The sequence below is a fragment of the Agrococcus sp. HG114 genome, assembly GCF_024723325.1.
Classification (GTDB): Bacteria; Actinomycetota; Actinomycetes; order Actinomycetales; family Microbacteriaceae; genus Agrococcus.
The window spans coordinates 1-4,805 of the sequence record NZ_JANQCH010000158.1 but is presented as its reverse complement, the minus strand read 5'-3'; the positions used below and the strand labels follow the sequence as shown (position 1 = coordinate 4,805).

Annotated in this window: 5 protein-coding genes; 2 read left to right on the top strand and 3 right to left on the bottom strand. The window is 75.5% G+C overall.

What is annotated here, in order from left to right; translation table 11 throughout:
• Nucleotides 1-145: 145 nt before the first annotated feature.
• Nucleotides 146-1,015 (bottom strand): PHP domain-containing protein, encoded by an 870-nt coding sequence (locus NWP09_RS11845; RefSeq protein ID WP_258275708.1) that lies wholly within the window; start codon nucleotides 1,013-1,015, stop codon nucleotides 146-148.
• Nucleotides 1,016-1,038: 23 nt separating this feature from the next.
• On the opposite strand from NWP09_RS11845, the gene NWP09_RS11840 reads away from it, so the two are divergent.
• The gene (locus tag NWP09_RS11840; RefSeq protein ID WP_258275707.1) at nucleotides 1,039-2,046 is read left to right on the top strand and encodes an endonuclease/exonuclease/phosphatase family protein; all 1,008 of its coding nucleotides are present in this window, start codon (nucleotides 1,039-1,041) and stop codon (nucleotides 2,044-2,046) included.
• A 30-nt stretch (nucleotides 2,047-2,076) separates the two neighbouring features.
• Here NWP09_RS11840 and NWP09_RS11835 read toward each other — a convergent pair whose 3' ends face one another.
• On the bottom strand, nucleotides 2,077-2,844 hold the full coding sequence (locus NWP09_RS11835; protein WP_258275706.1) for a triacylglycerol lipase: 768 nt from the start codon (nucleotides 2,842-2,844) through the stop codon (nucleotides 2,077-2,079).
• Nucleotides 2,845-2,951: 107 nt separating this feature from the next.
• Between NWP09_RS11835 and NWP09_RS11830 the strand changes: the two genes are divergently transcribed.
• Nucleotides 2,952-4,454: an aminopeptidase P family protein gene (locus NWP09_RS11830; protein WP_258275705.1), complete on the top strand. Its 1,503-nt coding sequence runs from the start codon at nucleotides 2,952-2,954 to the stop codon at nucleotides 4,452-4,454.
• Nucleotides 4,455-4,457: 3 nt separating this feature from the next.
• Here NWP09_RS11830 and NWP09_RS11825 read toward each other — a convergent pair.
• Nucleotides 4,458-4,805: LysE/ArgO family amino acid transporter (locus tag NWP09_RS11825; RefSeq protein WP_258275704.1), on the bottom strand; the 348-nt coding region annotated here is incomplete at its 5' end.

Below are 4,805 nucleotides of genomic sequence, written 5' to 3'. Positions count from 1 at the left end.
GCGCGCCGCAGGCCCCGCAGGCCTGACCAGCTCCTGATCGAACGGCCGCTCCGCACCGCGCGGGGCGGCCGTTCGCGTCCCGCCCGCGGGCTGGGTCGCGCAGCGTGCCGACACGCTGCGCTCGGAGAGCGCAGCGCGGGCGGGGTCAGGCGGGGAGCACGGGGGCCCAGCCGGTCGCGCGGTCGACGATCTCGGCGAGCACGCTCGGCTCGGTCGTGTGCTCCCCGAGCCGGTTGGGCTTGCCGAGGCCGTGGTAGTCGCTCGAGCCGGTCACGAGCAGCCCGTGCCGCTCGGCGTCGGCGAGCAGCTCGCGCCTCGCGGCCTCGTCGTTGTCGCGGTGCCACACCTCGACGCCGTCGAGGCCGGCCTCGACGAGCGAGCCGAGGGCGCGCATCCGCATGACCGGCCGGCCGCGCGCCGCGGGGTGCGCGAGCACGGCGACGCCCCCGGCCTGCTTGATGATCCCGATCGCCGCGGTCGGCTCCGGCGCGCGGTGCGGCTGGTAGTAGCCGCCCTGCCAGTGGAGGATGCCCTCGAAGGCCGCCGAGCGGTCGGGCACGATGCCGAGCGTGACGAGCGCGTCGGCGATGTGCGGCCGGCCGATGGTCGCGCCGGGCGCCGAGTGCTCCTCGACGTGCTGCCACGTGAGCGGGTAGTCGCGCCCGATCGCCGACACCATGCGCTCGGCGCGCTCGACGCGCTCGAGCCGGATGCGCTCGCGCTCGCCGACGAACGCCGCCGACTCGGGATCGAGCAGGTAGCCGAGCACGTGCACGCTCGCGGGCCCCAGCTGCGCCGAGAACTCGACGCCCGGGATGAGCGCGATGCCGCTCTCGCGCGCCGCGTCGCTCGCCTCGGCCCAGCCGCTCACGGTGTCGTGGTCCGTGAGGGCGATCGCGCCGAGCCCCGCGGCCGCGGCGGCGCGCACGACGTCGCCCGGCGCATCCGTGCCGTCGGACTCCCGCGAGTGCGCGTGGAGGTCGATCGGCCCGAGCGCCGCCCAGTCGGTTGCCACGTCGCCAGACTACGCTTCCCGTGATGCTCGCGATCCTCGGCTGGCTGGCCGCCCTCCTCATCGGCGCGTGCCTCGCGGTCGCGGCGTGGCCGCAGGCGCTCGGGCTCGAGCAGGCCCCGATCGTCGCGCAGGTCGTGTCGATGCGCGTCGGCGTCGTCGGGATCGCGCTCGTGCTCGCGGTCGTCGCGCTGTGCTTCGTCGGCTGGCGCCGCGTGCGCCCGCTCGTGCTCGGCGTCGTCTCGATGCTGCTCGTGTTCGCGCTCGTCTCGGGCGGCATCCACGCCTCGCGCGGCCTCGACGACTCGCAGTCGATCGACCGCGACTCGGGCGACCTCATCGTGCTGACGTGGAACACGCTCGGCGACGAGCCCGGCGCCGACGAGATCGCCCGCGTGATCGACGAGACGGGGGCGGATGCGGTGATGCTGCCCGAGACGACGCTCGAGCTGGGCGTCGGGGTCGCCGAGCGCCTCCGCGAGCGCGGCAATCCGTTCTGGGTGCACACGACCGGCTACTCCCCCGAGTACGGCGCGCTCAACACGACGCTGCTCATCTCGGTCGAGCTCGGCGAGTACACGACCGACCCCTCGGTCGGCGGCACGCGCACGCTGCCGACGATCGTCGCGCGCCCCGACGACGGCGACGGGCCCGTGCTCGTCTCGACGCACCCCGTCGCCCCCGTGCCGCAGCAGATGCGCAACTGGCGCGCCGACCTCGAGTTCGTCGCGGGGCTCTGCGACGGCACCGACTCGGTCATCATGGGCGGCGACTTCAACTCGACGCTCGACCACTGGTGGTCGTTCCGCGAGGACGGCGGCGACCTCGGCGTCTGCCGCGACGCCGCGAGCGCGGTCGGCGCGGGCGCCGTGGGCAGCTGGCCGACGTGGGCGCCCCCGTGGCTCGGCGCGCAGATCGACCACGTCGTCGCGACCCCCGACTGGGAGCCCGTGGCGGCGCGCGTGCTCACGGGCCTCGACGGCGTCGGCACCGACCACCGCCCCGTGGTCGTGCAGCTGCGCGAGCGGGGCTGATCCGCCGGCCGGCTCCGGGGACCCGCTCGGCTACCGCTCGCGGTGCGCGCCGGTGAGCTCGTCGATCGCGGCGACGACCGCGCGGGCCGCCTCCGGCGTCGCGAGCGGCCGGAAGTGCCCGCTCTCCCGCAGCCGGACGCCGCGCATCCCGTCGGGCACGCGGTTCCTCGGCACGTGCGGATCGATCTGGGGCAGGACGACCCGGATCCGCGCATCCGCCGACCGCTCGGCCGCCAGCGCCGCCAGCATCTCGTTCGACGGATCGAACTCGCGGATGTACTGGCCGGGCAGCAGCCTCGCCCGGCTCGAGCCCGCGAAGGGCGTCGCGAGGGCGACGAGCCCGTCCGGCTGCGGCCGGTCGGGGTGGAGCGCGCGGTCGACGAGCAGCCGCTTGCCGATGAGCCCGCCCTTCGAGTGCCCGACGAGCACGATGCGGGCGAGCGGATGCGCGGCGGCGATGCGGTCGACGGCGTCGCCCACGATCGGGGCCGAGTCGAGCACCGGCAGCAGGTTGCGGCCGAGCTCGGGCACGAAGTGGACGGCGAAGCCCGCTCGCGCGAGGCGCCGGCCGAGCGGCTCCATGAAGTGCCAGCGCTCGACGACGCCGGGGATGCAGAGGACGTGGACCCGCGCGCCCGGCATGCCGAGCAGCGGCGGGCGCGAGGGGTCGAGGGTCGATCGCAGGTGCATGCGCGCCGCGAACGCGTAGTCGCGGGCCCACACCGCGACCTCGGCGCGATCGATCGGGTCGATGTCGCGCAGTCGGGGCGGGACGAGCGATCGGAGCGGCACGCGCACCGGATCAGGGTAGCCGCGCGCACCTGGGGATCTGCGGGGCGCTGGACGCCGGACGGCGCGCGAGCACGGCGGTCCCGCGGGGCCGGCGACGGTGGGAGGATGGGGCCATGAGCGAGTCGACGACGACGCAGGGCGCCCCGGCGCAGGGCACGGCAGCGCAGGGCACGGCCCAGCAGGGCACCACGAACCGGTCCACGACGCCGACCGGGTCCGCGTTCACCGAGCAGATCCAGCAGGGCTGGGCCGAGCGCCCGGCGGCGCTCCCCGAGCCGCGCCCGGCCGCCGCGTTCGCCGCCGAGCGCCGCGCGCGCATCGCGGCGATGCACCCCGGCGTGCGCCTCGTGATCCCGGCGGGCTCGCTCAAGGTGCGCTCGAACGACACCGACTACCCCTTCCGCCCGCACCCCGACTTCACGTACCTCACCGGCTGGGGCTCGGACGCGGAGCCCGACTCCGTGCTCGTGCTCGACCCGGTCGAGGGCGAGCACCGCGCGACGCTCTACTTCCGCGGCCCGGCCGGGCGCGGCACGACCGAGTTCTACGCGAACCCGGCGATCGGCGAGTTCTGGGTCGGCCCGCGCCCGTCGCTCGAGCACGTGGCCGCAGACCTCGGCCTGGCGACCGCCGACCTCGGCGAGCTCGAGGCCGCGCTGACGGCCGGGGGCGACGATGCGGCGGATGCGCTCGTCGTCACGGGCGCGGATCCCGCGGTCGAGGCCATGGTCGCGGGGGCGAACCCCGACGGCGACGTGCTCGCCCGCGACCTCTCGGAGCTGCGGCTCGTGAAGGACGCGCACGAGATCGCCGAGGTGCAGGCGGCGGTCGACGCGACCGCGCGCGGCTTCGACGACGTCATCGCCGATCTCGGGGAGGCGACGCGGCACGAGCGCGGCGAGCGGGTCGTCGAGGGCGCGTTTCACCGCCGCGCCCGGCTCGACGGCAACGCCGTGGGCTACGACACGATCGCGGCGTCGGGCCACCACGCGTGCTACCTGCACTGGACCCGCAATGACGGCCGGGTGCGGGAGGGCGACCTCATCCTGCTCGACGCGGGCGTCGAGGTCGACAGCCTCTACACCGCAGACATCACGCGCACGCTGCCGATCTCGGGCCGCTTCACCGAGCTGCAGCGGCGCGTCTACGAGGCGGTGCTCGAGGCCGCCGACGCTGCGTTCGCGGTCGTGCGGCCCGGCATCGTGTTCAAGGAGGTGCACGCCGCCGCGATGGAGGTCATCGCGCGGAGGACCGCCGAATGGGGCCTGCTGCCGATCTCCGCCGAGGAGTCGCTCGACCCCGAGCAGCAGCTCCACCGCCGGTGGATGGTGCACGGCACGAGCCACCACCTCGGCCTCGACGTGCACGACTGCGCCCAGGCGCGGCGCGACTTCTACCACGAGGGCACCGTGCACGAGGGGATGGTGTTCACGATCGAGCCGGGCCTCTACTTCCAGGCGGACGACCTGACGGTGCCGGAGGAGCTGCGCGGCATCGGCGTGCGCATCGAGGACGACATCCTCGTGACCGCCGACGGCGCGGTGAACCTCTCGGGCTCGATCCCGCGCACGGCCGACGACGTCGAGGCCTGGATGGAGCGGGTCCGCTCGCGCTGAGGCTCAGCCGGCGACGAGCGTGATCGCGATCCCGACCATCACGACCGCGATGCCGCCGTCGAGCACGCGCCACGCGCGCTCGGTGCGCAGGAGCGGCGCGAGGTAGCGGGCGCCGTACCCGAACGCGACGAACCACAGCGTGCTCGCGGTGATGCCGCCGACGAGGAACCACCAGCGCGCATCCCCGTGCGTCGCCGCGACCGAGCCGAGCACGACGGTCGTCTCGACGAGCGCGTGCGGGTTGAGCCACGTGACCGCGAGGATCGTCGCGAGCGTCGCGAGGCGACCGGGCCGCGCGCGGGTCGCGACGCCGCCGCGCCGCTCGCCGCCGGGGCCCGCGATCACGCGCTC